The following is a 22429-nucleotide window of genomic DNA, read 5'->3' as shown; positions in this document are numbered from 1 at the left end:
TCTTGCGTCGAAGTTCGACGACTGGGCTCCGGGAGGTCACCGAAGTGACTTCATGGCTGCGTCTCACGCTCCGCCTCGTACCACTGCTGCTCGCCCTCGTGGCGGCGGTGCCGGTGTACGGCGCCGCCCCCGCGTACGGCGCGCAGGCGGCGCCACCGGACCCACCCGCGCCCGCGGCGCCGATCACCTCACCGGTCACCCCGGCCGCTCTGGCCTCCGCCTCGCCGGCCGCTTCGCACTCGGCGTCCCGCCCCCACGGCCACTCCGATCCGGCCGCCGAGCCGTCCCGGGCCGGGAGCAGGGCGGGCGAGGACCGGATGCGCCCCGGCCGCCCGGACGGGCCGGTCGCCGAGGAGGAGGGCGACGACGGCTCCGGGACGGTGACCGGGGCTCCCGACCCCTTCGATCCGCAGGAGCCGGAGACCGCCGACATCCCGGCCGGCACCCCGACGGCGTCCGCGCCGCCCGAGGAGGCCGGGCTGGACCCCGCCCGGCCCCCTCGGCAGACCGCGGACCAGAACGTCCGCCGGGCCGCCGCCCCCGCCGAGCCGACGCTGAAGATCCTGCCGCTGGGGACCGGACTGGTCCTCGTCGGTCTCGGACTGGGGCTGGCGTTCCTGGGTCTGCGGATCCGCCGTAGCTGACCGGCTCGACCGGTCGGACCGCGAGCCGGTGGCGGGGGCGGCCGTACGGTTACGGCGCGACCAGCAGCACCTTGCCGATGTGGCCGCTCTCCTCCACCACCCGGTGTGCCTCGGCCGCCTCCGGCATCGGCAGCTCGCGGTCCACGACCGGACGGATGTGCCCCTCGCTCAGCAGCGGCCACACGTGCTCGCGTACGGCGGCCACGATCGCGGCCTTCTCACTCAGCGGGCGGGCCCGCAGCGAGGTCGCGCTGATCGCGGCCCGCTTGCTCAGCAACGTACCGATGTTCAGCTCGCCCTTGACCCCGCCCTGCATGCCGATGATCGCGAGCCGGCCGTTGACGGCGAGGGCCTGGACGTTGCGGTTCAGGTACTTGGCGCCCATGTTGTCGAGGATGACATCGGCGCCCGCACCGTCCGTGGCCTGCTTGATCTCGGCCACGAAGTCCTGCTCGCGGTAGTTGATCAGGACGTCCGCGCCCAGCCCGGCACAGTAGTCCAGCTTCTCCTTCGTGCCGGCGGTCACCGCCACCCTGGCCCCGACGGCCTTGGCCAGCTGGACGGCCATGGTGCCGATACCGCTGGAACCGCCGTGGACCAGCAGGGTCTCGGCCGGACGCAGATGGGCGACCATGAAGACGTTGGACCAGACGGTGCAGACCACCTCGGGCAGCGCGGCCGCCTGCCTCAGCTCGACGCCCTCGGGCACGGGCAGCAGCTGCCCGGCGGGCACGGCGACCTTCTGCGCGTATCCGCCGCCCGCGAGCAGCGCGCAGACCTCGTCGCCCACGGCCCAGCCGGAGACCCCGGGGCCGAGCGCGGCGATCCTTCCGGAGCACTCCAGGCCGGGATACGGGGACGCGCCCGGCGGCGGGTCGTAGAAGCCCTGCCGTTGCATGATGTCGGCACGGTTGACGGCGCTGGCCACCACCTCGACCAGAACTTCGCCCTCGCCGGGCACGGGGTCGGGGACCTCGTCCCACACCAGCGCCTCGGGCCCACCAGGTTCGGGAATCGTGATCGCATGCATGACCGTGACGCTACTCCTCACCGGCGCCAACCCCGGCGCAGGCCCGCTCAGTCGCTCGGCAGCGGACGGTGATGCGGGGTGACGTGGGCGCCCGGGCTCACGCGGACGATGGTGATCAGGCGGTCCGTCAGCTGCAGCGAGCCGATGGACGGATCGTCGTAGCCGAGCACCCGGTGCCCGCGCACCACGCTGACCACGAGGTCGTCGGTCTCACGCGGGCCCTTGCCCACCTCGGCCCGCACCACGGGCCGTTCCATGATGTCGAGACCGCTGCCCTGCTGGATCAGGTCCTCCATCACCATGCCGGCGGCCGGGCTGAGCACGGAGAGGCCGAGCAGCCGGCCGGCCGCACCGGAACTGGTGATGACCGCGTCGGCGCCCGACTGCTTGAGCAGCGGGGCGTTCTCCTCCTCCCGGACCGCGGCCACGATCTTCGCGCTCCGGTTGAGCTGCCTGGCGGTCAGGGTGACCAGCACGGCGGTGTCGTCGCGCTGCGGGGCGACGATGATCTGCCGCGCCTTGTGCACCTCGGCCCGCCTGAGCACATCACTGCGGGTGGCGTCGCCTATGACGCCCGCGTAGCCCTCGGCCGTCGCGGCGTCGACCGCCTTGGAACTGGGGTCGACCACGACCACCTGCTCTGCCCTCAGGCCGGTGGCGCAGACGGTCTGGATGGCCGACCGCCCCTTGGTGCCGTAGCCGATGACGACGGTGTGGTCGCGCAAGGTGGACCTCCAGCGGTTCAGGCGCCATTCCTCCCGGGTGCGTTCGGTGAGGACCTCCAGCGTGGTGCCGACCAGGATGATCAGGAACAGCACCCGCAGGGGCGTGATGACGAAGATGTTGGTGAGCCGGGCGCTGTCGCTGACCGGGGTGATGTCGCCGTATCCGGTGGTCGAGAGGGTGACGGTCGCGTAGTAGAACGCGTCCAGCAGGTCAACGGGACCGTCGGAGTTGTCGTGGTAGCCGTCGCGGTCCGCGTAGACGACGAGCGCCGTGGCGACCAGCACCAACAGGGCCATGAGCAGCCGTTTGGCCACCTGGCGGATCGGGCGCTCCACCACCGTCCTCGGGAGCTGTACCCGCTGGGCCACCAGGTGCTCGTCCGCACGGCGGGCGATGGCGTCATGACCCGGAAGTTTCACGTGAAACACACCCCGATTCCGGCCGCCGCCCACGGCAGGTCCAGCAGCTCCGTCTCCTCCCCCTGCTGTGCTCCGCCCGGCGGCACGACCGCCATCGCGTCGGCGGCGGCGATCCCGCGCAGCATGGCCGGGCCGTTGTAGTGCAGCGGCAGGGCACGGTCGCCGCGCAGCACCACGGGGACCAGCCGGGTGTCGTACGGATGCCCGTGCACCGCTTCGGCGAGAGCCAGCGTGTACGGCTCCGGGGCCGGGCGGGCGGCGAGAGTGCGCAGCAGCGGCTCGGCGAGCGTGAGCAGGCCGGAGACGGCCGCGAGAGGGTTGCCGGGCAGACCGACGAGGTGCTGGTTCTCCTTGGTGCGGGCCAGCAGCATGGGGTGGCCGGGACGCACCTTCACGCCGTCGACGAGGAGTTCGGCGCCCATGCGCTCCAGGGTGGGGTGGACATGGTCGACGGGACCGGCGGCGGTGCCGCCGGTGGTGACGACGAGATCGGCCCGGGAGCCGGTGAGCGCCTTGTGCAGGACCTTGGCGTCGTCTCCCAGCCGGCGTACGCCGATGACATCGGCGCCCATCGCGCGCAGCCAGGGCGGCAGCATGGGGCCGAGGGCGTCCCGGATCAGTCCGTCGTGCGGGCGCCCCTCGGTGAGCAACTCGTCTCCCAGGACGAGCACTTCGACGCGGGGGCGGGCGACCGCGGTGACGGTGTCGTACCCCGCGGCCGCCGCGAGGCCCAGCACTGCGGGGGTGACGAGGGTGCCGACCGGGAGCAGCTGGTCGCCACCGCGGCACTCCTGGCCGCGGGGGCGGATGTCCTGGCCGTGGTTCATCTCACGGGTGGCGTGCAGCCGGTCCTGGGCGTCCGTACGGCCGTGTTCGGTGCGCAGCACGGCGGTGGTGTCGGCCGGGACACGGGCGCCGGTGGCGATGCGGACCGCCTCGCCGTCGGTGAGCGGCTCGGGCAGCGCGTGGCCGGCGAGCACGCCCTGTGCCCGCACGGCCCAGGGACCGGGTCCGGCGACCGCCCAGCCGTCCATCGCGGAGGTGTCGAAGGAGGGCAGGTCGGTGAGCGCGTCGAGAGGGGCGGCGAGGACCAGGCCCAGGGCCTCGGCCAGGGGGACGGAGACGGGGGTGCGGCGGCTGCCGGAGCGGGCGGCGCGGGCGGCGATCTCGCGTGCCCGGGGCCAGGCGGTGGCCCGGTGCCGCTCGTGGCGCCGCTCGTCGGGGGCGGCGGCGGGCGCGGCGGGGGCACCGGTCTCCTTGGGTTCCCTCACGAGGGCCAGGGCCTCCTCCACGTCGAGGTCGTCACTGTCCTCGGCGGGCGCTCCGGCCCGGGTGCCGGGGGTCATCGCGGGTCCGGGGCGGGGGCGCCACCGGCGCCTTCCTGGCCGCCGCCGCTGTTCTCTTCCTCCCAGCGCAGCGCCAGCGCGGCGGCCTTGCGGGCGGCCTCCGCGACGGCTTCCGGGCCGCCCTCGGCCCGGGCGGCGGCGTAGCCGACGAGGAAGGTGGTCAGCGGCGCGGCCGGCCGGGCCACGCCGTGTGCGGCGTCGCGGGCCAGGTCGAGCAGGAGACCGGTGTCGACGTCCAGGTCGATGCCCAGCTCGTCCTTGACTGCGGAGATCCATTCATCCAACACGTGCCCATGCTCCCTGATGCGTGCCCTGGCGTCGGCGATGTCGTCCCAGGTGTCGCAGTCGAACGACGCGAGCGGGTCCGGGACGCGGGTGAGCTGAAGGGCGCCGGTCAGCCGGCGCAGAGGCAGCCCCGTGAGACCGCCGTGCCCGGCGGCGAGGGCGGCCAGTTCACGGCGCAGTGCGGCGGTGCGGTAGGCCGCCACGAGCGGCTGGTCCCGGCCCTCGGCGTCGGTGAGCATCGCTCCGTCGGCGCCGGTGTCCCGCAGGACCGCCAACAGCCGCTCCAGCGTGGCCGCTTCGAGGAACGGCAGATCGGCGGAGAGGACCGCGGCGTATTCGGCGGTGGTCAGCCGCAGCCCTGCCTCCAGCGCGGCCACGGGGCCGCCGCCGGACGGTTCCTCGCGCGCCCAGCGCACCGGCCGTGCGGTGGGGCGGGCGCCGGCGACGACGACGGTCGTGGCCGCGCCGGCGCAGGCCGTGAGCACCCGGTCGAGCAGCGCCCGGCCGCCGACCCGTACCGCGGGCTTGTCGGCTCCGCCGAGCCGCCGGGCGGCACCGCCGGCCAGCACGACGGCGTCGTACGGCGCGGCGGTCCCGGGTGCGGCGGGGGTGTTCTCGGTCACCCCCCGAGTATGTCCTCTCAGGTCCTCCTCATGGACCGGGCGTGGGTCACATGGTGCGCAGCAGCACCGCCGGCTGCTCCACGCAGTCCGCGACGTACCGCAGGAAGCCGCCCGCCGTGCCGCCGTCGCACACCCGGTGGTCGAAGGTGAGGGAGAGCTGCACGACCTGGCGCACGGCCAGTTCGCCCTCGTGCACCCACGGCTTGGGGACGATCCGGCCCACGCCGAGCATGGCCGCCTCGGGGTGGTTGATGATCGGGGTGGAGCCGTCGACACCGAAGACGCCGTAGTTGTTCAACGTGAAGGTGCCGCCGGTGAGTTCACCCGGGGTGAGCGTGCCGGTCCGGGCGGACTCGGTGAGCCGCGCGAACTCCGCGGTCAGCGACTCGGCGTCGCGCGCGTGGGCGTCCCGCACGACCGGGACGACCAGTCCCCGTTCGGTCTGCGCGGCGAACCCGAGGTGCACCTGCTCGAGCCGGACGACCTCGCGGGCCTCGGTGTCGACGTAGGAGTTCAGCTCCGGGTGCCGGGCGAGGGCGGCGGTGCAGATGCGGGCGAGGAGCGCCAGGAGCGAGATCTTCGGCCCTCCGGCGGCGTTCATCGCGGCTCGCGCGCGCATCAGTTCCGTCGCGTCCGCGTCGACCCAGCAGGTGGCGTCGGGGATCTCCCGGCGGCTGCGGGAGAGCTTGTCGGCGACGGCGCCGCGGACGCCCTTGAGGGGAACGCGGATTCCGTCGCGGGCCGGTGCGCCCGGAGAGACCCGGGTGGCGGGCTCCGCCGTCCCGGGTACGGGTGCGGCCTTGGCGCGCAGGGCGTTCTCGACGTCGGCGCGCAGGATCAGCCCCTCGGGCCCCGAACCGGTCAGCTCCCGCAGGTCGAGACCGCCCTCCCGGGCGAGCCGGCGCACCAGCGGGGAGATCACGGGCACCGGGCCCTCGACGGGACCGGAGGCCGACGCGCTCCCGGAAGCGGCCTCGGGCGCGGGGGCGGGGGCGGGGGCGGGCGGTGTCCGAACGGCCTGCTTCGCGTGCCCGTTCGCGCCGGACGCGCGCACCCTGCGCCGCCGGGCCGGGGCCTCGGAGGTGCCGTAGCCGACCAGCACATTGCCCGAGCCGGCCTCCTCGCCGGTCGTCGCGGGGCCCACCGCGACCGTCAGCAGCGGTGCGCCGACGGGCAGTTCGGTCCCCTCCTCGCCGAAACGCGCGGTGACCACGCCGCCGTAGGGGCAGGGGACCTCGACCATCGCCTTGGCCGTCTCGACCTCCACGACGGGCTGGTCGATGGCGACGACGTCGCCGACCCGCACCAGCCAGCGGACGATCTCCGCCTCGGTGAGACCCTCGCCGAGGTCGGGCAGCTTGAACTCCAGCACCTGTGCCATCAGCCCTCGGCCTCCCACTGCAGGCGGCCTACGGCGTCCAGGATGCGGTCGACACCGGGCAGGTGGTGCCGCTCCAGCATGGGCGGCGGATAGGGGAGGTCGAAGCCGGCCACCCGCAGCACCGGGGCCTCCAGGTGGTGGAAGCAGCGCTCGGTGACCCGGGCCGCGATCTCGCCGCCCGGGCCGCCGAACCCGGTCGACTCGTGCACGACGACGGCGCGTCCGGTGCGCCGCACCGCCGCGCAGACCGTCTCGTCGTCGAAGGGGACCAGGGAACGCAGGTCGAGGACCTCGAGGTCCCAGCCCTCGGCCCGGGCGGCCTCGGCGGCCTCCAGGCAGACCGGCACGGACGGGCCGTAGGTGATGAGCGTCGCGCTGGTGCCGGGCCGCCGGACCACCGCACGCCCGACGGGCTCCACCTCCGTGGGCTGCTCGGGGTTCCAGGAGTCCTTCGACCAGTACAGCCGCTTGGGTTCCAGGAACACGACCGGGTCGTCGGAGGCGATGGCCTGGCGCAGTAGCCCGTAGGCGTCGGAGACCGTCGCCGGGGTGACGACGTGCAGGCCGGGAGTGGCCATGTAGTAGGCCTCGGAGGAGTCGCTGTGGTGCTCGACGCCGCCGATGCCGCCGCCGTAGGGCACCCGGACGGTGATCGGCAGGGGCATCCTGCCGCGCGTGCGGTTGCGCATCCGGGAGACATGGCTGATCAACTGCTCGAACGCCGGGTAGGCGAAGGCGTCGAACTGCATCTCCACCACCGGGCGCAGGCCGTACATGGCCATGCCGACGGCGGTGCCGAGGATGCCCGCCTCGGCGAGCGGGGTGTCGGTGCAGCGGTCCTCGCCGAACTCCTTGGCGAGCCCGTCGGTGACCCGGAAGACCCCGCCGAGGGTGCCGACGTCCTCGCCCAGGACGTGCACGCTGGGGTCGGCGGCCATCGCGTCGCGCATGGCGCGGGTGAGGGCCTGCGCCATGGTGGCGGGCTTGACGGCGACGGTGGTCATCGAAGGTCGCCTTCCTGGTCGTCCTGCTCGGCCTCGAGCTCGGCGCGCAGCTGGGCGCGCTGTTCGCGCAGTTGCGTGGTGGTCTCGGCGTAGACGTGGTCGAAGAGGTCCATGGGGTTGAGCTCGGGGTCCTGGTTCATGCGTTCCCGCAGGTCGGCGGCCATCTTCTCGGCCTCCTGCCGAGCGGCCTCGAGGCCGGCGTCGTCGATCAGGCCGCGCGCGGTGAGTTCCCGCTCCAGCAGCTTGACCGGGTCGTGCGCCCGCCAGGCCTCGACCTCCGAGTCACCGCGGTAACGGGTGGCGTCGTCGGCGTTGGTGTGCGCGTCGATGCGGTAGGTCACCGCCTCCACCAGGGTGGGTCCGCCGCCCGCGCGCGCCCGCCGTACGGCGTCGCCGAGGACCTCGTGCACGGCGGCCGCGTCGTTGCCGTCGACCAGCCGGCCCGGCATGCCGTAGCCGACGGCCTTGTGGGCCAGGGAGGGCGCCGCGGTCTGCTTGGCGAGCGGGACGGAGATGGCGAAGCCGTTGTTCTGCACCAGGAACACCACCGGCGCCTGCCAGACGGCGGCGAAGTTCAGGGCCTCGTGGAAGTCGCCCTCGCTGGTGCCGCCGTCGCCGACCATGGCCAGCGCGACCACGTCGTCGCCCTTGAGGCGGGCGGCGTGCGCGAGGCCGACGGCGTGCGGGAGCTGGGTGGCCAGCGGGGTGCTGAGCGGGGCCACCCGGTGGGTCCGGGGGTCGTAGCCGTTGTGCCAGTCGCCGCGCAGCAGCGTGAGCACCTCGACCGGGTCCACGCCCCGGGCGACGACGGCGAGGGTGTCGCGGTAACTGGGAAACAGCCAGTCGCGCTCCTCCAGGGCCAGGGCGGCGGCGACCTCGCAGGCCTCCTGGCCGGTGGTGGAGGGGTAGACGGCGAGGCGCCCCTGCTTGGTCAGCGCGGTGGCCTGGGTGTTGTAGCGGCGGCCGCGCACCAGCTGGGCGTACAGCCGGCGCAGCAGGTCCGGATCGGCCTTCGCGGCCGCCTCGGTGCCGAGGACGCGGTATGGCTCGGCGTCGGGCAGCAGCGGCGCGGGGTCCATGCGGGGCTGCCAGGCGGGCGGCGGCGATGGCCGGTACGCGCCTCGCTGCTCCATGACCGTCATGACGGCACCTCCTCGTGGGAGCGGCTACGGGAGGCGTGTCGGCTGTGACCCGCCTCACCTACCGATTGTTCGGTCGCCGGCACATTTTGGCTACAGGCCCCGGCAGGCTGTGGACAAACGGTTCTCCACAACCTGCAATGAATGCAGGACGTCCACGGCGGTGAAGCGGGGGGACATGGCAGCTGAACAAATGGCCGACGGGCCGCAGGACGGCGCCGTCCCGCCGGCCCGCCCGCTGGACGCGATCGACCAGGACATCCTGAAGATCCTGCAGGCGGACGGCCGCGCCTCCATACGGTCCGTCGCCGAACGCGTCCACGTCTCCCGGGCCAACGCCTACGCCCGCATCAACCGGTTGATCGACGACGGGGTGATCAGGGGGTTCAGCGCCCGGGTGGACCACGAACGGGCGGGTCACGGCACCTCCGCGTACATCACGCTGAAGATCGTCCAGAACACCTGGCGCACGGTCCGCGAACAGCTCAGGCAGCTGCCCGGCGCCTCGCACATCGCCCTGGTGGGCGGCGACTTCGACGTCCTGCTGCTGGTGCACACGCCGGACAACAGGACGCTGCGCGAGCTGGTGCTCACCCGGCTCCAGGCGATCCCGGAGGTGCTCAGCACCCGCACGCTGCTGGTGTTCGAGGAGGAGGACACCGAGCCGGAGGCCTGATCACCGGACGCGCGGGCGGCGGACCCGGGCTCGGAGCCGGGGGCTCGGAGCCGGAGGCAGGCGGGGGCGTGGCGCCGGGAGCGGCCCGGCGGGCTCGGGCCCGGAGATCAGGCCTGCCGCAGGCCCGAGAAGGCGAGCCGGACCACGGCGTCGGCCACCTCGCGGCCGCTGACGCCCCGGCTGTCGGGCCGGTACCACTCCACGATGGAGTTGATCATTCCGAAGACCAGACGGGTGGCCAGGCGCCCCTCCACGTCGGCGCGTACGTCCCCGTCGGCGGCCGCGGCCTTCAGCAGGGCGGCGACCCGGTGGTCGAAGTCGCGGCGCCGCTCCAGCGCCCAGCGCTCGGTCTCGGTGTTGCCGCGCACCCGCAGCAGCAGCGTCACGTACGGCAGCTCCGATATGAGCACCTCGACCATGCGCCGCACCACGTGCTCCAGCCGGTCGGCGGACCGCCCCACGCGCGCGGGCTCCTCCTCGAGGATCCCGAACAGTCCGTCCAGCGCCCTGCTGACGGCCCGCCGCAGCAGCTCCTCCTTGCCGCTGACGTGGTGGTAGATCGACGACTTGGAGATGCCCGCGGCCCGGGACAGGTGCTCCATGGAGGTGCCGTCGTAACCGCGCTCGTTGAAGACCTGCACGGCGACCGAGAGCAGCGTCTCGGGGGTGTACGTGTCGCGCTTGGCGGTGGTCATGGGGTGCCCTCCCGCTTGTCGGTGGCGTACGCGTGACGGTAGAGCGCGAGGGACGGCGCGTAACGGCCGGAGGGGTCGCGCAGGTGCAGGTCGTCCAGGAGGTCGTAGGCCCAGCCGCGGCCGAGCCTGCGGCTCCACTCGAAGGGGCCCAGCGGGTAGTTGACGCCCAGGCGCATCGCGGTGTCGATGTCCTCCTCGGTGGCCACGCCCTTGGCGACGGCGTCGTGGGCGAGGTCCACGATCCGGGCGACCGTACGGGCGACGATCATTCCGGGGACGTCGCCGATGACGCTGACGTCCTTGCCGAGCGCCTGGAAGAGGCCGGTGGCCTCGGCCAGGGTCGCCGGCGAGGTGTCCTGGGAGGCGGACAGGGCGATGCGGGTGGCCCGGCGGTAGTCGAGGGCGAGATCGAAGTAGACGACGTCGCGGAACTCCACGGAGGTCTGGCCGTCGGCGAGCACCAGCTGGCCGCCGCTCGGCAGCACCAGGCGGGTGCCGTGGTCCTCGTCCTCCTCGCGGACCTGGATGCCCGCCTCGCGGATCATGGTGAGCAGCTCGGCAGCGGGGCCGAGTCCGCCCTCCGCGGTGACGTGGGCGGGCGGCTGCCGCTTCTCGGCGGTGTGCGGCTCGGGGCGCTCGGCGCCCTCGGCGTAGTCGTACCAGCCGTGCCCCGCCTTGCGGCCGAGGCGGCCGGACTCCACCAGGCGGCGCTGGGCGAGGGAGGGCGCGAAGCGGACGTCCTGGAAGAAGGACTGCCACACCGAGTGGGTGACGGACTCGTTGACGTCCTGCCCGATCAGGTCGGTCAGCTCGAACGCGCCCATCCGGAAGCCGCCGCTCTCACGCAGGACGGCGTCGATGGTGGCGGGGTCGGCCGCCTGGGCCTCGTACACCGCGAACGCCTCGGCGTAGAACGGCCGGGCGATGCGGTTGACGATGAAACCGGGGGTGTCCGCGCACGCCACCGGGATCTTGCCCCAGGCACGCGCGGTCTCGTACGCGCGCGTGGCCGACGTGACGTCGGTGGCGAACCCGGAGACGACCTCGACCAGCGGCAGCAGCGGGGCCGGGTTGAAGAAGTGCAGGCCCAGGAAACGGCCCGGGTTGCGCAGGGCGCCGCCGATGGCCGTCACCGACAGCGAGGAGGTGTTGGTGGCGAGCAGGCAGTCCTCGGAGACGATGTCCTCCAGCTCGCCGAAGAGCCGCTGCTTGACCTCCAGCCGCTCCAGGACCGCCTCCACGACCAGCGCGCAGTCGGCCAGCTCGGCGAGGCTCTCGGCTGGGGTCAGCCGGGCACGGGCCGCGTCCCGCTCGGCGGCGGTGAGCCGGTCCTTCTCCACGAGCCGGTCGAGGCGGGCGCCGATCGCGTCGGCCGCCTCCCGAGCCCGCCCGGGCAGGGCGTCGTGGAGCCGCACGGGGTGGCCGGCCACCAGCGCGACCTGGGCGATGCCCTGGCCCATGGTGCCGGTGCCGACGACGGCCACGGGGCTGCTGAGGTCGAGTGCTGTCATGTGCGCGATCCTCCCGCACGGGGTTGTCCACAGATGCGGCAGGCCCCCTTGTCCCGACCGATCGTTCGGTTACTCTAGCCCTGTCCGCCCGTTCCTGCCTCTGTTTCCGCCCAGGTCATGAACTCGAGGAAGAGTTCCTGAGACGAGGAGTTGGTCCCGCATGGCCGCCGAACTGACCGCGCACGACCTGATCGCCAGGCACCGGCCCACGCTGGACCAGGCCCTGGAAGCGATCCGCACGCGCGCGTACTGGTCCCCGCACCCCGAGCACCCCAAGGCGTACGGGGAGCAGGGCAGCCTGGACGCGGCGGCCGGCAAGGCCGCCTTCGACGCCGTCCTCGGCACCCGCATCGATCTCGGCCAGCCCGGCACGGACGACTGGGTCGGCGGCGAGGTCTCGCCCTACGGCATCGAGCTCGGCGTGACCTACCCGCACGCCGACCCCGACGTGCTGCTGCCGGCGATGAAGGCCGGACAGCGCGCCTGGCGCGACGCGGGCGCGGAGACGCGCGCGGTGGTCTGCCTGGAGATCCTCAAGCGGATCAGCGACCGGACGCACGAGTTCGCGCACGCGGTCATGCACACCAGCGGGCAGGCCTTCATGATGGCGCTCCAGGCAGGCGGCCCGCACGCCCAGGACCGCGGCCTGGAAGCGGTGGCGTACGCGTACGTGGAGCAGGTCCGCACCCCCGACGCCGCCGAGTGGACCAAGCCGCAGGGCAAGCGCGACCCGCTCGCGCTGACCAAGCGGTTCACGCCCGTCCCGCGCGGCATCGGCCTGGTCATCGGCTGCAACACCTTCCCGACCTGGAACGGCTACCCGGGTCTGTTCGCCTCGCTGGCCACCGGCAACGCGGTCCTGGTCAAGCCGCACCCGCACGCGGTACTGCCGCTCGCGCTGACCGTGCGGATCGCGCGGGAGGTGCTCACCGAGGCCGGATTCGACCCGAACCTCGTGGCACTGGCCGCCGAGCGCCCCGGCGAGGGCATCGCCAAGACCCTCGCCACCCGCCCCGAGATCCGCATCATCGACTACACGGGGTCGACGTCCTTCGGCGACTGGCTGGAGGCCAACGCCCGCCAGGCGCAGGTCTACACGGAGAAGGCCGGCGTCAACACGGTCGTCGTGGAGTCCACCGACGACTACAAGGGCATGCTCTCCAACCTGGCCTTCTCGCTGTCCCTGTACAGCGGCCAGATGTGCACGACCCCGCAGAACCTGCTGATCCCGCGGGACGGCATCCGCACCGACCAGGGCCACAAGACCTTCGACGAGGTGACCGCCGACCTCGCCCGCGCCGTCGACGGCCTGCTCGGCGACGACGCCCGGGCGAACGCCCTGCTGGGCGCGATCGTCAACCCGGACGTGAAGGCCCGACTGGAGGCGGCCGCCGGCCTCGGCGAGGTCGCCCTGGCCTCCCGGGAGATCACCAACCCGGACTTCCCGGGCGCGGTGGTCCGCACCCCGGTGATCGTCAAGCTGGACGGCGCGCGGAAGTTCTGGGAAGGGACGGAGGACGAGGCCGCCTACATGAGCGAGTGCTTCGGCCCCGTCTCCTTCGCCGTCGCGGTCGACTCGGTGGCCGACGCTGTGGAGCTGCTGCGCCGCACGGTCCGCGAGAAGGGCGCGATGACAGTCGGCGCGTACACCACCGACCCGGAGGCCGAGCGGGCCATTGAGGAGGTCTGCCTGGAGGAGGCCGCCCAGCTGTCGCTCAACCTGACCGGTGGGGTGTACGTCAACCAGACGGCCGCCTTCTCCGACTTCCACGGCTCGGGCGGCAACCCGGCGGCGAACGCGGCCCTCACCGACGGCGCGTTCGTGGCCAACCGCTTCCGGGTGGTGGAGGTCCGCCGCGAGGCCTAGGACTCCGTGACCACCGGGGGCGCCGTCGCCGCGCCCCCGGTGGCACTCCAGTGGTACAGCGTCATGGCCACACTGGTGGCCAGGTTGTAACTGGAGACCTGCGGCCGCATCGGCAGCGCCAGCAGACGGTCGGCCCGCTCGCGCACCTCCGGCGACAGGCCGCTGCGCTCCGAGCCGAAGGCCAGCACGGCGTCGTCGGGCAGCGTGACGCCCCGGATGTCCTCGCCCTCCGGGTCGAGGGCGAACAGCGGCCCGGCGGGGAGCTCGTCTACGCCGAGCCGCTCCACCGCCGTCGCGAAGTGCAGCCCCGCACCGCCGCGCACCACGGTGGGATGCCAGGGGTCGAGCGTGCCCGTGGTGACCACCCCGGCCGCCCCGAAACCGGCGGCCAGCCGGATCACGGCGCCCGCGTTGCCGAGGTTGCGCGGGTTGTCGAGGACCACGACGGGCGCCGGGCGGGGCGTACGGGCCAGCGAGCGCAGATTGGCCTCCCGGGACGGCCGCACGGCCAGCGCCGCCACCCCGGTGGGATGGGGCCGGGGCACAAGCGAGGCGTACGTCGCCTGGGGCACCTCGGTCAGCAGCTCGTCCAGGGTGTCCCTGACGTCCCCGGCCAGCTCCTCGGCGAGGGCGAGGGCCGCCCGTCGGTCGGGGGTGACCGCCACCGGTACCCGGGCGCCGAAGCGCAGCGCGTGCTTGAGGGCGTGGAAGCCGTCCAGCAGCACGGCGGTACCGGCGCTCGCACGCCAGCCGGCCAGGGGATCGGTCATGCGCTGAACCCTACGCGGCCGGGCGCGGGCTCCTCGGCCGGCGCCGGGTCGCTCTCCCCGGAGGCGCGCGGCCCCGGCAGCACGGTGTCCCCGTCCCGGCCGCGCCGCACCATCCGCTCGCGCGCGCGTGCCGCCCAGCCGCCGATCAGCAGCAGTACGGACGTCGGCAGGAAGACGGCGTCCGCCGTGATCATGGCCAGCGAGAAGAACGGCAGCCCGAGGACGACCGCGATCACCGCGTGCTCGAGCATCATCAGCACCAGCAGGACGTTCTTCACCCGCCGGTTGAACAGCGTGAACGGGAAGGCGACCTGCACCATGACCGTGCCGTAGGTGACGACCATCATGATCGTGCCGCTGGAGGACATCAGGTCGGCCAGGGCCGGCCAGGGCGAGAAGTAGTCCAGGTGGAGCGGGTAGTAGACGGCGGTGCCGTCCTGCCAGCGGGAGCCCTGGATCTTGTACCAGCCGGCCGTCGCGTAGATCAGGCAGGCCTCGGCCATGATCACGAACAGAGCGGCGTTGTGCAGCACGTTGGCGATCACGTCCAGCAGGATCCGCGGCTCCTCGGACCTCGCCCAACGCCGTACCGCCGCCCACAGGCCGAGCACGGCCCAGACCGTCCACAGCAGCGACGGCACCAGCCAGCCGTTGTCGAACAGCAGGCCCGTCAGCGTCACACCGGCGAGCACCAGGCCCAGCACCGCCCACAGCACCGGCCCCAGCCGGTCGGGGCGGACCCGCTCTCCACGCGCGCGTGCCGCGGCCTCGCGGTGCGCCCGCCGGGCGTCGAGCGACCACACCTGACCGCAGCGGGTGAACACCAGGTAGAAGGCCATCAGATGCAGGACGTTGTCGCCGCCGTCGCCCATGAAGACGCTGCGGTTCTGCAGGGACAGCACGCCCACCATGAACAGCACGGAGGCGGTCCGGGTGCGCCAGCCGAGCAGCAGCGCCGCCGTGGCGAGGATCGCCAGCACGTAGAAGATCTCGAACCAGGCGCCCGCGCCGGACCACCTCAGGGCCGTGAAGGCGTGGTTCTCGTCGGTGAGCTGCCGGCCGAGGTCCCAGCCCCAGGGGCCGTCGGGCCCGTACATCTCCCGGCGATGGGGGAACTCACGCAGCAGGAACAGCAGCCAGGTTGCGGAGAAGCCGATGCGGATCACGGCGCTCTGGTACCGGCCGAGCGCCGACTCGGTGACGCGGGCGATGCCCCGCGAGAGCGTCAGGGAAAGACTGTTCACGCCACACCTCCCGCGGCCTCGTCGGCGGTCACGGTCCACCAGGGCAGTACGCGGTAGACGGGCTTGCTGGAGAACCGTTCTCGGCTCCACACGGGCGGCTGCACATTGGTGGTGCGGGATCGGACCTGCACGCGCTGGACCACTCCCTCGCGGCCGATCGCGTCCTCCTTGTTCAGGCGCATCGTCACGATCCGGCGCATGTAGGTCTCGGACAGCGCGCCCCGCAGGCCCACCGGCCGGTTGTCCGTGCCGTGCGTGGCGACGAGGAAGTCCCAGGCGCGGCGCAGCTCGTTCTGCTGGGTGTGGCTCGGCAGCAGGTTGCCGTCGATCGCGGCGCCGTCGCGCGCGGAGAGGTCCCGCCAGCCGGTGGTCCGCAGGTCACCGTCCTTCATCCGCACCTCGGCGCGGACCTGCACGGCTATGTTCTGCTGCAACGGATTGGGGGCGAACAGCTTCCAGTTCTGCTCGAACTCCGGGTACACCCAGTCCTCGATCGCCTTGCCGTGCTGCTTGGTCACCGTGTTCGCGGGCGCGAGGCTCAGGAACACCATCCCCAGGTGCACGCAGGCGGTGACGGCGACGGCCGCGAGCGCCACCGCCGCTCCGAACTGGTAACGGGGGGAGAGGGCGGCGACGCCGGTACGGGGCGGAGCGGTCGGGGCCACCGCCTGCTCGGCGTCGGCGTCGGCGTCGGCGTCGAGGCCCGGGGCCGCGAGCGGCCGCCCGGCCGGATGCGGGCCGACGGCCGAGGACTCGTCCGCGTCCTTGCCCACGGCCGGCTCGTCGCCCACCGCGTCGTCGGCCGGCTCGCCTTCCCTGCCTTCGGCCGGCTTCGTCTCCACACCTTCGGCCGGCTTCCCCTCCGCGCCTTGGGCCAGTGGCTCGTCCGTGGCCGCACCGGTGGCCGAGGGGCCGCCGTCCTGCCCGTCGGCGCCCGGCGGCTCGTGGCCGAGTGCGCCGTCGTCCGGGAGACGCGCCCCCTTCGACCCGTCCGGCCCCCGCCGGTCGTGCGAATCCTCGTCGTACGCGTCCATTCCGCCCCGATCCCCGATTTCCGCCGACGTCGTACGGCCGCCCGCCACAGGCGCCGCATGGTTCACGGGCGCCACCGCTCGGCGCCCGCACGGAACGGTACTCAGCCGTGCCCACCGGGCGCAGCCCCGGGGAACCATCGGAGGCCGTGGCCATCACCACGTCGTCCGTGCGGGTCCGCCGTGGAACCTGCCCGGGACCGTCCGGCGACCTGCGCGGGGACCTCGCCCGGAAGGGGCACCCGGCGTCGTCCGGCACGTCGTCCACAGGACGTCGGCGGGGTTTTCCACAGCGGTTGACAGCGGCACCGGCCCGGCACACCATTGATTCCGCACGGACCGAACGATCGGTCGGGACAGTGTTCACAGCAGAGCCCGAGGTCAGGGGGACCGCATGGCCACAGCAGCCGCGCACCGCACGGCACGCACAGACGGCGTCGGCGCACCGGACGCCGCCGGAGCACCGGCGGAGTTCCAGCACGCCTTCGACGCGGCCGTGGCCGCCGACGAACGCATCGAGCCCCGCGACTGGATGCCGGACGCCTACCGCGCGACGCTCGTCCGGCAGATCGCCCAGCACGCGCACTCCGAGATCATCGGCATGCAGCCGGAGGCCAACTGGATCACCCGCGCGCCTTCGCTGCGCCGCAAGGCGATCCTGATGGCCAAGGTCCAGGACGAGGCGGGCCACGGTCTGTACCTCTACAGCGCGGCCGAGACCCTCGGCGCCAGCCGTGACGAACTGCTCGACAAGCTGCACAGCGGTCGCCAGAAGTACTCGTCGATCTTCAACTACCCCACCCTGACCTGGGCCGACGTCGGCGCCATCGGCTGGCTGGTGGACGGCGCCGCCATCACCAACCAGGTGCCCCTGTGCCGCTGCTCCTACGGGCCGTACGCCCGCGCGATGGTGCGCGTCTGCAAGGAGGAGTCCTTCCACCAGCGGCAGGGCTACGAACTGCTGCTGGCGCTCAGCAACGGCACCCCCGAGCAGCACGCCATGGCCCAGGACGCGGTGGACCGCTGGTGGTGGCCGTCCCTGATGATGTTCGGCCCGCCGGACGACGCCTCCCAGCACTCGGCCCAGTCCATGGAGTGGAAGATCAAGCGCCACTCCAACGACGAGCTGCGTCAGCGCTTCGTCGACATCTGCGTGCCCCAGGCCGAATCCCTCGGCCTCACCCTCCCCGACCCGGACCTGTGCTGGAACGAGGAGCGGGGACACCACGACTTCGGCGCCATCGACTGGACCGAGTTCTGGGACGTGCTCAAGGGCAACGGCCCCTGCAACGAACAGCGCATCACCCAGCGCAGGCGCGCACACGAAGAGGGCGCGTGGGTGCGCGAGGCGGCCGCGGCGTACGCGGCCAAGCACACCGGCAGCACCGGCGGAACGGGAGAGACACGAGGATGACCGACACCGACTGGCCCCTGTGGGAGGTCTTCGTGCGCTCCCGCCGCGGCCTCTCCCACACCCACGCCGGCAGCCTGCACGCGCCCGACGCCGAGCTGGCCCTGCGCAACGCCCGCGACCTGTACACCCGGCGCGGCGAGGGCGTCTCGATCTGGGTCGTGCCCGCCACCGCGATCACCGCGTCCTCCCCCGACGAGAAGGACCCGTTCTTCGAGCCGGCCGCCGACAAGCCCTACCGGCACCCGACCTTCTACGAGATCCCGGAAGGGGTGAAGCACCTGTGACCGCCACCGTCCCCGCCACCGCCGCGCTCGCCCTCGGCGACGACGCCCTGGTGCTCTCCCACCGCCTGGGGGAGTGGGCCGGGCACGCCCCCGTCCTGGAGGAGGAGGTCGCCCTCGCCAACATCGCCCTCGATCTGCTCGGCCAGGCCCGCGTCCTGCTGTCCATGGCCGGTGACGAGGACGAGCTCGCCTATCTGCGCGAGGAGCGGGCGTTCACCAACCTCCAGCTCGTCGAGCAGCCGAACGGCGACTTCGCCCACACCATCGCCCGCCAGCTGTACTTCTCCACCTACCAGCAGCTGCTCTACGGCGAGCTGGCCGCCTCCGGCGGGCCGTTCGCGCCGCTGGCGGCCAAGGCCGTCAAGGAGGTCGCCTACCACCGCGACCACGCCGAGCAGTGGACCCTGCGACTCGGCGACGGCACCGACGACAGCCACGCACGGATGCGGCGCGCGTGCGACGCGCTGTGGCGGTTCACCGGTGAGATGTTCCAGCCGGTCGAGGGCCTGGACGCCGACTGGGCGGCCATGGAGGAGCACTGGCTCCGTTCCGTCGCGGACGTACTGGGCCGGGCCACCCTGACCGTGCCCGAAGGACCCCGCACCGGCGCCTGGGCGGCGGGCGCGGGCCGTCAGGGCCTGCACACCGAGTCGTTCGGGCGGATGCTCGCCGAGATGCAGCACCTGCACCGCAGCCACCCGGGGGCGTCATGGTGACGGCCACCGCGCTGGAGGCGGAACTGCTGGAGCTGGCCGGTTCGGTGCCCGACCCCGAACTGCCCGTGCTCACACTCCAGGACCTGGGGGTCGTGCGCGCGGTCCACGTCCGCGGCACCGACACGGTCGAGGTCGACCTCACCCCGACCTACACCGGCTGCCCCGCCATCGAGGCGATGAGCCTGGACATCGAGCGGGTGCTGCGCGAGCACGGCATGCGCGAGGTCTCCGTCCGCACCGCGCTCAGCCCCGCCTGGACGACCGACGACATCACCGCCGAGGGCCGCCGCAAGCTGGAGGAGTTCGGCATAGCTCCCCCACGCGCGGGTCGTGACCCCGGCCCGGTGACACTGTCCCTCGGTCCGACGAGAACCGAGGAGGACGCCGAGCCCGTCCGCTGCCCGCACTGCGGATCGGCCGAGACGGAGCTGCTGAGCCGGTTCTCCTCCACCGCGTGCAAGGCGCTGCGCCGCTGCCTGTCCTGCCGCGAACCGTTCGACCACTTCAAGGAGTTGTGATGGCGCGCTTCCACCCGCTCCCGGTGGCCGCGGTCGACCGGCTCACCGACGACGCGGTCGCGCTCACCCTCACCGTCCCGCCCGAGCTGCGCGAGGAGTACCGGCACGCGCCCGGCCAGCACCTCGCCCTGCGGCGGCGCGCGGACGGCGTCGAGATCCGGCGGACGTACTCGATCTGCTCCGCGGCCCCCGACCCGGCCGGCGAGGGCCCGAGCACACTGCGGGTGGGGGTGCGCCTCGTCGAGGGCGGCGCCTTCTCCACGTACGCGCTGAAGGAGATCAACGTCGGCGACGAGCTCGAGGTGATGACTCCCGCCGGGCGCTTCACGCTGGAACCGGCGCCGGGCCTGTACGCCGCGGTGGTCGGCGGCAGCGGCATCACTCCCGTGCTGTCGATCGTCTCCACCCTGCTGGCACGCGAACCGGAGGCCCGGTTCTGCCTGATACGCGGGGACCGCACGGCCGCCTCGACGATGTTCCTGGAAGAGGTCGCGGACCTGAAGGACCGCTACCCGGAGCGGCTGCAGCTGGTCACCGCGCTCTCCCGGGAGGAGCAGCAGGCAGGTCTGCCGTCCGGCCGGCTCGACCGGGAACGGCTCGCGGGACTGCTCCCCGCGCTGCTGCCGGTGGAGCGGGTGGCGGGCTGGTTCCTGTGCGGGCCCTACGGTCTGGTCGACGGCGCGGAGCGAGCGCTGCGCGAGCTGGGCGTGGACCGGGCCCGGATCCACCAGGAGATCTTCCACGTGGACGCGGGATCGGCCCCGGCGGCCGGCACCCCGGTTCCCGCGCACAGCACCGTCACCGCCCGGCTCGACGGACGCGGCGGCACCTGGCCGGTGCAGGACGGCGAGTCGCTGCTGGACACGGTGCTGCGCAACCGGCCCGACGCACCCTACGCCTGCAAGGGCGGCGTATGCGGGACCTGCCGGGCCTTCCTGGTCGCGGGCGAGGTGCGCATGGACCGCAACTTCGCCCTGGAGGAGGAGGAGACCGAAGCCGGTTACGTGCTGGCCTGCCAGTCGCATCCGGTGACGGAGAAGGTGGAGCTGGACTTCGACCGCTGAATCAGCCAGTGCCGGCGGGCTCAAAGGGAATCACGCCCGGCACACGAGAAAGACCCGGCCGCCCGTAGGCAGCCCCCAACCCTGCCGACCGGTCGGCCTGGCTCGGCCCGGGCCGCTCGGGGCCGCCCGAGCCTGACCGGACCACTCGCGGCCGTTGCCGTCCCCAGCCTGGCCGGGCCACGTCAGGCAGGTACGGGGTGGCCGGGCAAGGCCAGGCCACCCCGTACCCGGCGAGGCCGGGCCGAGCCGGTCACCAGGATCGGTCGAGCCGAGCCAACCACCAGGATCGGCCGGCCCGACCCGGGTCACCGCAGCTCAGACGACCGCGCCCGGTGCTCCCGCGTCGGTGACCACGGGGCGGCCGGCGGCCTGCCAGACCTGCATGCCGCCGTCGACGTTCACCGCGTCGACGCCCTGCTGGATCAGGTACATCGTGACCTGTGCCGACCGCCCTCCGGACCGGCAGATCACGTGCACCCTGCCGTCCTGCGGGGCGGCCTCGGTCAGCTCGCCGTACCGGGCCACGAACTCGCTCATGGGGATGTGCAGCGCGCCGTAGGCGTGACCGGCCTGCCACTCCTCGTCCTCGCGGACGTCCAGCAGGAAGTCGTCGTCCTTGAGGTCCGTGACCCCGACGGTGGGCACTCCAGCTCCAAAACTCATGCCCCCGACGCTACCGGACGGACCGGCGGCCCGGCCGGGTCAGCCCTGGGCCAGCAGGTCCGCCAGTTCCGACTCCCGCTGCTCGATGTCGGCGCGCAGCCGGCCGGCGATCTCGTCGAGCAGGCCGTCCGGGTCGTCCGGGGCCAGGCGCAGCATGCCGGCGATGGCGCCCTCCTCGAGCTCGCGGGCGACCAGCGTGAGCAGCTCCTTGCGCTGGGCGAGCCACTCCAGGCGGGCGTACAGCTCGTCGGCGGGGCTCGGCCGGCGCTCGGACGGCACCGGACCCGCCGCCCACTCGTCGGCCAGCTCCCTGAGGAGCGCCTCGTCGCCGCGGGCGTAGGCGGCGTTGACGCGGCTGATGAACTCCTCGCGCCGCTGCTGCTCCTCTTCCTCCTGGGCGAGGTCGGGGTGGGCCTTGCGGGCCAGCTCGCGGTAGAGCTTGCGGGCCTCCTCGCTGGGCCGCACCCGCTGGGGAGGGCGTACCGCCTGGTCGGTGAGCATGGCGGTGGCCTCCGGGAACAGGCCGTGGCCGTCCATCCAGCCGTGCATCAGCTCCTCGACGCCTGGGATCGGCAGCACATGCGCCCGGGCCTCCTCGGCGCGGCGGATGTCCTCCGTATCCCCGGTGCGGGCGGCCTTCGCCTCGGCGATCTCCGCGTCCAGGTGCTCGATGCGCAGGTAGAGCGGACCGAGCTTCTGCTCGTGCAGCCGGGAGAAGTTGTCGACCTCGACGCGGAACGTCTCCACGGCGATCTCGTACTCGATCAACGCCTGCTCGGCTGCCCGTACGGCCTTTTCCAGCCGTTCCTCGGGCCGCGGTGCCTGGGACTGCTCAGCTTCCGGGGTCGTCACCCGACCAGCGTAGGCCACGGCCGGAACCCGGCGGCGCGCATGGCGCGGTTCACGCGCGCGGCACCGCGTCGGGGCAGTCGGCCGGTACCCATTCGGCCACCAGGTCCCGGCAGGCGACCACCAGGGTGCCCGGGCGGCAGGCCAGCTCGTGGGTGCAGCCGCCCGGGCCCGGGAGGATCTCGTCGAGGATCACATCGCCGAGCGAGGCGGGGTCGCAGCTGCCCAGGACGTCGGACTGGAAACGGGAGACACCGGTGTAGCGGACGAGGAGGTCCTCGTCGTGCTTGAAGCAGTTGTGCCGGAAGCGGATCTCGACGTCCCCGCCCCCGCCGCGGCGCACCCGCGACGGCCGCAGGTCCTTCACACAGCGTCTGCCGCCGAAGTCGTAGTGCCCGGGGTCGGTGGCGAACGCGCGTGCGCCCGGCGGCAGCTCGGCCGCGAGGGCGGGCAGTCGCTCGAGGTAGGGGCGGGGGTCGATGAGCCCGGCCTCCTCCCCCTCGCCGTCATTCAGCTCGACGTACTTCACC

The 22429-nt window shown here is 73.2% G+C and carries 23 protein-coding genes; 8 read left to right on the top strand and 15 right to left on the bottom strand.

Annotation, left to right across the window (positions count from 1 at the left end; all coding sequences use genetic code 11):
* The first annotated feature begins 44 nt into the window (after positions 1-44).
* Positions 45-644, top strand: coding sequence for a hypothetical protein (locus tag ACZ7JA_RS10240; RefSeq protein ID WP_470807873.1), 600 nt, complete (start codon positions 45-47; stop codon positions 642-644).
* Positions 645-693: 49 nt separating this feature from the next.
* Here the strand turns inward: ACZ7JA_RS10240 and ACZ7JA_RS10235 are convergent, their stop codons facing one another.
* The 7 genes from ACZ7JA_RS10235 to pdhA are packed head-to-tail and all read right to left on the bottom strand — an operon-like array spanning position 694 to position 8600.
* Positions 694-1674, bottom strand: coding sequence for an NAD(P)H-quinone oxidoreductase (locus tag ACZ7JA_RS10235; RefSeq protein ID WP_351662003.1), 981 nt, complete (start codon positions 1672-1674; stop codon positions 694-696).
* Between the two features lie 47 nt (positions 1675-1721).
* Positions 1722-2819 (bottom strand): potassium channel family protein, encoded by a 1098-nt coding sequence (locus ACZ7JA_RS10230; protein WP_351662000.1) that lies wholly within the window; start codon positions 2817-2819, stop codon positions 1722-1724.
* Positions 2816-4165, bottom strand: coding sequence for a molybdopterin molybdotransferase MoeA (locus ACZ7JA_RS10225; protein ID WP_393432294.1), 1350 nt, complete (start codon positions 4163-4165; stop codon positions 2816-2818). The genes ACZ7JA_RS10230 and ACZ7JA_RS10225 overlap by 4 nt, the downstream gene beginning before the upstream one ends.
* Positions 4162-5073 carry an NTP transferase domain-containing protein gene (locus ACZ7JA_RS10220; RefSeq protein WP_351661995.1) on the bottom strand — a complete coding sequence of 304 codons (912 nt, stop codon included), beginning with the start codon at positions 5071-5073 and terminating at the stop codon, positions 4162-4164. The genes ACZ7JA_RS10225 and ACZ7JA_RS10220 overlap by 4 nt, the downstream gene beginning before the upstream one ends.
* A 46-nt stretch (positions 5074-5119) precedes the next feature.
* The gene (locus ACZ7JA_RS10215; protein WP_389448779.1) at positions 5120-6454 is read right to left on the bottom strand and encodes a dihydrolipoamide acetyltransferase family protein; all 1335 of its coding nucleotides are present in this window, start codon (positions 6452-6454) and stop codon (positions 5120-5122) included.
* Complete coding sequence (locus ACZ7JA_RS10210) at positions 6454-7458, bottom strand: alpha-ketoacid dehydrogenase subunit beta (RefSeq protein ID WP_470807872.1); 1005 nt, start codon at positions 7456-7458, stop codon at positions 6454-6456. Before ACZ7JA_RS10210 ends, ACZ7JA_RS10215 begins: the two co-directional genes overlap by 1 nt.
* Positions 7455-8600, bottom strand: a complete 1146-nt coding sequence (gene pdhA / locus ACZ7JA_RS10205) for a pyruvate dehydrogenase (acetyl-transferring) E1 component subunit alpha (RefSeq protein WP_470807871.1) — start codon at positions 8598-8600, stop codon at positions 7455-7457. The genes ACZ7JA_RS10210 and pdhA overlap by 4 nt, the downstream gene beginning before the upstream one ends.
* A 175-nt stretch (positions 8601-8775) precedes the next feature.
* On the opposite strand from pdhA, the gene ACZ7JA_RS10200 reads away from it, so the two are divergent.
* Complete coding sequence (locus ACZ7JA_RS10200) at positions 8776-9273, top strand: Lrp/AsnC family transcriptional regulator (RefSeq protein WP_389300360.1); 498 nt, start codon at positions 8776-8778, stop codon at positions 9271-9273.
* Positions 9274-9380: 107 nt separating this feature from the next.
* Here ACZ7JA_RS10200 and ACZ7JA_RS10195 read toward each other — a convergent pair whose 3' ends face one another.
* Both ACZ7JA_RS10195 and ACZ7JA_RS10190 read right to left on the bottom strand, forming a co-directional pair.
* The gene (locus tag ACZ7JA_RS10195) at positions 9381-9968 is read right to left on the bottom strand and encodes a TetR/AcrR family transcriptional regulator (protein ID WP_351661983.1); all 588 of its coding nucleotides are present in this window, start codon (positions 9966-9968) and stop codon (positions 9381-9383) included.
* Positions 9965-11479 carry a 3-hydroxyacyl-CoA dehydrogenase gene (locus tag ACZ7JA_RS10190; protein WP_389300357.1) on the bottom strand — a complete coding sequence of 505 codons (1515 nt, stop codon included), beginning with the start codon at positions 11477-11479 and terminating at the stop codon, positions 9965-9967. The genes ACZ7JA_RS10195 and ACZ7JA_RS10190 overlap by 4 nt, the downstream gene beginning before the upstream one ends.
* A 160-nt stretch (positions 11480-11639) precedes the next feature.
* Here ACZ7JA_RS10190 and paaN point away from each other — a divergent pair, with 160 nt between their 5' ends.
* Positions 11640-13346, top strand: coding sequence for a phenylacetic acid degradation protein PaaN (gene paaN / locus ACZ7JA_RS10185; protein ID WP_351661977.1), 1707 nt, complete (start codon positions 11640-11642; stop codon positions 13344-13346).
* Here the strand turns inward: paaN and ACZ7JA_RS10180 are convergent.
* The 3 genes from ACZ7JA_RS10180 to ACZ7JA_RS10170 are packed head-to-tail and all read right to left on the bottom strand — an operon-like array spanning position 13343 to position 16394.
* Positions 13343-14116, bottom strand: a complete 774-nt coding sequence (locus tag ACZ7JA_RS10180) for a TrmH family RNA methyltransferase (RefSeq protein ID WP_470807870.1) — start codon at positions 14114-14116, stop codon at positions 13343-13345. The genes paaN and ACZ7JA_RS10180 overlap by 4 nt on opposite strands.
* Positions 14113-15360 carry an HTTM domain-containing protein gene (locus ACZ7JA_RS10175; protein WP_450750100.1) on the bottom strand — a complete coding sequence of 416 codons (1248 nt, stop codon included), beginning with the start codon at positions 15358-15360 and terminating at the stop codon, positions 14113-14115. The genes ACZ7JA_RS10180 and ACZ7JA_RS10175 overlap by 4 nt, the downstream gene beginning before the upstream one ends.
* Positions 15357-16394 (bottom strand): DUF5819 family protein, encoded by a 1038-nt coding sequence (locus tag ACZ7JA_RS10170; RefSeq protein ID WP_470807869.1) that lies wholly within the window; start codon positions 16392-16394, stop codon positions 15357-15359. Before ACZ7JA_RS10170 ends, ACZ7JA_RS10175 begins: the two co-directional genes overlap by 4 nt.
* 391 nt (positions 16395-16785) lie before the next feature.
* Here ACZ7JA_RS10170 and paaA point away from each other — a divergent pair, with 391 nt between their 5' ends.
* The 5 genes from paaA to ACZ7JA_RS10145 are packed head-to-tail and all read left to right on the top strand — an operon-like array spanning position 16786 to position 20387.
* The gene (paaA, locus tag ACZ7JA_RS10165) at positions 16786-17805 is read left to right on the top strand and encodes a 1,2-phenylacetyl-CoA epoxidase subunit PaaA (protein ID WP_470807868.1); all 1020 of its coding nucleotides are present in this window, start codon (positions 16786-16788) and stop codon (positions 17803-17805) included.
* Positions 17802-18089 carry a 1,2-phenylacetyl-CoA epoxidase subunit PaaB gene (paaB, locus tag ACZ7JA_RS10160; RefSeq protein ID WP_199211248.1) on the top strand — a complete coding sequence of 96 codons (288 nt, stop codon included), beginning with the start codon at positions 17802-17804 and terminating at the stop codon, positions 18087-18089. The genes paaA and paaB overlap by 4 nt, the downstream gene beginning before the upstream one ends.
* Positions 18086-18805, top strand: a complete 720-nt coding sequence (paaC, locus tag ACZ7JA_RS10155; RefSeq protein ID WP_389300343.1) for a 1,2-phenylacetyl-CoA epoxidase subunit PaaC — start codon at positions 18086-18088, stop codon at positions 18803-18805. Before paaB ends, paaC begins: the two co-directional genes overlap by 4 nt.
* Positions 18799-19323 (top strand): 1,2-phenylacetyl-CoA epoxidase subunit PaaD, encoded by a 525-nt coding sequence (paaD, locus tag ACZ7JA_RS10150; protein WP_470807867.1) that lies wholly within the window; start codon positions 18799-18801, stop codon positions 19321-19323. Before paaC ends, paaD begins: the two co-directional genes overlap by 7 nt.
* Positions 19323-20387: a 2Fe-2S iron-sulfur cluster-binding protein gene (locus ACZ7JA_RS10145; RefSeq protein WP_470807866.1), complete on the top strand. Its 1065-nt coding sequence runs from the start codon at positions 19323-19325 to the stop codon at positions 20385-20387. The genes paaD and ACZ7JA_RS10145 overlap by 1 nt, the downstream gene beginning before the upstream one ends.
* Before the next feature lie 315 nt (positions 20388-20702).
* On the opposite strand, the gene ACZ7JA_RS10140 is transcribed toward ACZ7JA_RS10145, so the two are convergent.
* From ACZ7JA_RS10140 to ACZ7JA_RS10130, 3 genes are read right to left on the bottom strand one after another with little or no spacing between them, the layout of a single operon-like run.
* On the bottom strand, positions 20703-21032 hold the full coding sequence (locus ACZ7JA_RS10140; RefSeq protein WP_470807968.1) for a rhodanese-like domain-containing protein: 330 nt from the start codon (positions 21030-21032) through the stop codon (positions 20703-20705).
* A gap of 57 nt (positions 21033-21089) precedes the next feature.
* The gene (locus ACZ7JA_RS10135) at positions 21090-21902 is read right to left on the bottom strand and encodes a hypothetical protein (RefSeq protein WP_470807865.1); all 813 of its coding nucleotides are present in this window, start codon (positions 21900-21902) and stop codon (positions 21090-21092) included.
* 49 nt (positions 21903-21951) lie between these two features.
* Positions 21952-22428: a hypothetical protein gene (locus ACZ7JA_RS10130; protein WP_351661951.1), complete on the bottom strand. Its 477-nt coding sequence runs from the start codon at positions 22426-22428 to the stop codon at positions 21952-21954.
* Position 22429: the final 1 nt, after the last annotated feature.

This window comes from Streptomyces sp. NPDC038135, from assembly GCF_055601245.1.
The sequence above is the reverse complement of the archived record's forward strand: the minus strand, read 5'-3'. Positions and strand labels throughout refer to the sequence as shown.

Bases quoted from the DNA above. Each gene is read 5' to 3' on its own strand.
- ACZ7JA_RS10235 (WP_351662003.1), bottom strand. From the start codon at position 1,674: ATGCATGCGATCACGATTCCCGAACCTGGTGGGCCCGAGGCGCTGGTG.
- ACZ7JA_RS10225 (WP_393432294.1), bottom strand. From the start codon at position 4,165: ATGACCCCCGGCACCCGGGCCGGAGCGCCCGCCGAGGACAGTGACGAC.
- ACZ7JA_RS10215 (WP_389448779.1), bottom strand. From the start codon at position 6,454: ATGGCACAGGTGCTGGAGTTCAAGCTGCCCGACCTCGGCGAGGGTCTC.
- ACZ7JA_RS10210 (WP_470807872.1), bottom strand. From the start codon at position 7,458: ATGACCACCGTCGCCGTCAAGCCCGCCACCATGGCGCAGGCCCTCACC.
- pdhA (WP_470807871.1), bottom strand. From the start codon at position 8,600: ATGACGGTCATGGAGCAGCGAGGCGCGTACCGGCCATCGCCGCCGCCC.
- ACZ7JA_RS10200 (WP_389300360.1), top strand. From the start codon at position 8,776: ATGGCAGCTGAACAAATGGCCGACGGGCCGCAGGACGGCGCCGTCCCG.
- ACZ7JA_RS10195 (WP_351661983.1), bottom strand. From the start codon at position 9,968: ATGACCACCGCCAAGCGCGACACGTACACCCCCGAGACGCTGCTCTCG.
- ACZ7JA_RS10190 (WP_389300357.1), bottom strand. From the start codon at position 11,479: ATGACAGCACTCGACCTCAGCAGCCCCGTGGCCGTCGTCGGCACCGGC.
- paaN (WP_351661977.1), top strand. From the start codon at position 11,640: ATGGCCGCCGAACTGACCGCGCACGACCTGATCGCCAGGCACCGGCCC.
- ACZ7JA_RS10180 (WP_470807870.1), bottom strand. From the start codon at position 14,116: ATGACCGATCCCCTGGCCGGCTGGCGTGCGAGCGCCGGTACCGCCGTG.
- ACZ7JA_RS10170 (WP_470807869.1), bottom strand. From the start codon at position 16,394: ATGGACGCGTACGACGAGGATTCGCACGACCGGCGGGGGCCGGACGGG.
- paaA (WP_470807868.1), top strand. From the start codon at position 16,786: ATGGCCACAGCAGCCGCGCACCGCACGGCACGCACAGACGGCGTCGGC.
- paaB (WP_199211248.1), top strand. From the start codon at position 17,802: ATGACCGACACCGACTGGCCCCTGTGGGAGGTCTTCGTGCGCTCCCGC.
- paaD (WP_470807867.1), top strand. From the start codon at position 18,799: ATGGTGACGGCCACCGCGCTGGAGGCGGAACTGCTGGAGCTGGCCGGT.
- ACZ7JA_RS10145 (WP_470807866.1), top strand. From the start codon at position 19,323: ATGGCGCGCTTCCACCCGCTCCCGGTGGCCGCGGTCGACCGGCTCACC.